The sequence below is a fragment of the Sutterella sp. genome, from assembly GCF_030539355.1.
GTDB lineage: Bacteria > Pseudomonadota > Gammaproteobacteria > Burkholderiales > Burkholderiaceae_F > Sutterella.
Genome location: NZ_JAUNSF010000186.1, coordinates 1 through 2,307, shown reverse-complemented (window position 1 = coordinate 2,307; position 2,307 = coordinate 1). Strand labels below are relative to the sequence as shown.

Sequence of the window (2,307 nt, the reverse complement as noted above, 5' to 3'; positions counted from 1 at the left end):
TCCGGATGTCGTGGAAGTTCGTTTCGTCCTTGTGAGCCTTGTCCCACTCCCAGCAGTAGCCGGCCAGAATGCGGGCGCGGTTGGCGATCCTGTTTCTCTCGAGGATTTTCTGCCGCATCGCCTCGGGGTCGTCAAAGAGCTCGACCTCGTAGTCGAGGCCCTCGAGCGAGTAGTTCGCGGTCCGTCGGATGTCGAGCATGTCGTCGACCCAGGCGAGCCAGCCGTTCGAGCCGTTGCAGCGGAACTGCGAGACGAGCTCCATCTCGGTCACGGCCGAGCCTTCCTTCTGCGCCCACTGGCGGATGGCCTCGACCGAGCCGATGTCGGACATCGTCACGCGCTGCCGCTCGTCGATGAAGAAGACCGAGCAGCATGCCGCGTGGATGATCTCCTTGATCTGGTTTTCATTCCCGGTCTTCTTCGTGTACTGGCTTCTTTCCTCGAGGCGGTGCGCCTCGTCCGCGATGAGCGTATTGATCTGATTGCGGCCGACCTTGACGTAGGTCGACGAGCCCTTGAAGAGGTTTTCGACGCCCGAGAGCCTGACGCCGCCCTTCAATTTCTGCAGATACACCTGCCGGGGCGCGAGGTTCTTCGAGACGTACTGCACGAACTGATCGCGCTGCGTGAGCTCGGCGAGAAGCTGCACGGCGATCACGCTCTTTCCCGTTCCGGGGCCGCCCTTGCAGATGACGGTTCTCTTTTTGCCGTCCCGCTGGCACTGAAGCGCGATCTTCAGAACCTCCTCGTACACGACCCGCTGCTCGTCGATCATGACGAACTCGCGGTTCCCCCTGATCATCGAGGCGATCGAGTCCTGCAGGCTTTTCGATGGCCTGATCTTGCCGCGGTCGATGAGATAGAGGACCGCCTTGCGGTCGCCCTTCGTGACGAACCGCCTGATCAGCTCTCTCAGCTCGGGCACCTGCCCCTTCGTGAAGACCGGCGCCTCGGTGCGGTAGAGGCTGTACTGCGGGTCGTCGACGGGGTCGTTGTCGCTGCGCAGATAGTTGTGGAGGTAGGCGCACGGGATGAGCCGGATGCGCTCGTCCTGCACGGCCGAGTTGTAGTCGGCGATCAGCTGCGCATAGGACCACGCCTGGTAGGAGGGGTGCACGACCTTGCGGAGCGCATTTCCGGTGAAGGTCTCGACCAGGGCCTCCGAGGCGGGCACGGCCTTGAGTTCGCTCCACTGCTTGAGTTCGATGATCACCATGCCCGGGCGGCCCTGCGCGTCGTAGCCGCTCACCATGAAGTCAACGCGCTTCGCGGTCTGCGGGACGTTGTACTCGATCGCGATGCCGGCGTCGGACGGGATCCCCGGGTCGCTCATGACCTTGTACATGTACTGCATCGAATTGTTCCAGGACTGGAATTCGTTCGACACGGTGCGCCGGCCTGTTTTCTCGAGGATTTTCCGCTCGATTTCCCTCGCGATCGTGTCGTGCACGACACTCTCGAGAAAATCGCTCTTCAGCCCTTCGTAGACAATCATTTTTGATCCCCCTCGTCCGGGAGGTAGGCCGTGTACTTGTCGGACTTGCCCCAGGCGCGGTCAGCCGGGTACTTCCGTCCGTTCGCCTCGAGCTTGCGGCTGACGATCTCCGTGACGTCGAGTCCGAGGTCGTCCGCCATCAGGAGCGAATAGATGAGCACGTCGGCGAGCTCCTCCCTGACCTTCGCCATCTTCCGGTCGGTGCCGGCGCAGGTGTCCGCGCCGGACCACTGGAAAACCTCGAGGAGTTCCGCGGCCTCGAGCGAGATCGAGATCGCCAGGTCCTTCGGGTTGTGAAACTGCCGCCAGTTCCGCGCATCCCGGAATTCCACAATTTTCCGGGTCAGCTCCCGGATGGAGTCACCTCTGCCGCCCGGCTCGGGTGTGTTCGACGGTGTTTTGTTGTCAGAGGCCATGAGAGGAGTGAAGCTGGCTGGAATATTCGCCGCCGGCCTCGGTTCTCCTGAGGCCGCCGCGACAGTGTGCCGGAATTCGACGCATCATTGATTGTAGCTTCAGAAGCCGGCCGCCGAACGCCGCCGAACTCCACAAATGCAGGCCGGCGTCCCGGTGTCATGACGAAGAAAACCCCGCGGCGACGGTTCATCGCGCGGGGTTCCTCGAGGTGCCGCCGCTCCAGAAGCGGCTCACTGGTTCCGTGGTGACGGATTACTCGTGATCGACGCCGACCATGACGGCGGAGGCCTTGATCACGGCGTAGGCCTTGGCACCGACCTTGAGGCCGAGGCTCTCGGCCGAGCCGGAGGTGATCGTGGAGACGATCTTCTCGCCGGCCTTGGTTTCAATGACGA

General features: G+C 62.5%; 3 protein-coding genes. All 3 read right to left on the bottom strand.

Annotated features, from left to right (window positions below):
- Positions 1-1,495, bottom strand: a 1,495-nt coding sequence (locus Q4F91_RS13370; RefSeq protein WP_303338225.1) for a DNA/RNA helicase domain-containing protein, incomplete at its 3' end; no start/stop codon positions are given.
- Entirely contained in the window at positions 1,492-1,827 is a 336-nt protein-coding gene (locus Q4F91_RS13365) for a nucleotide pyrophosphohydrolase (RefSeq protein WP_303338224.1), read from the bottom strand. The genes Q4F91_RS13365 and Q4F91_RS13370, both read right to left, overlap by 4 nt.
- Before the next feature lie 337 nt (positions 1,828-2,164).
- Positions 2,165-2,307, bottom strand: a 143-nt coding sequence (locus tag Q4F91_RS13360; protein ID WP_368661020.1) for a TOBE domain-containing protein, incomplete at its 5' end; no start/stop codon positions are given.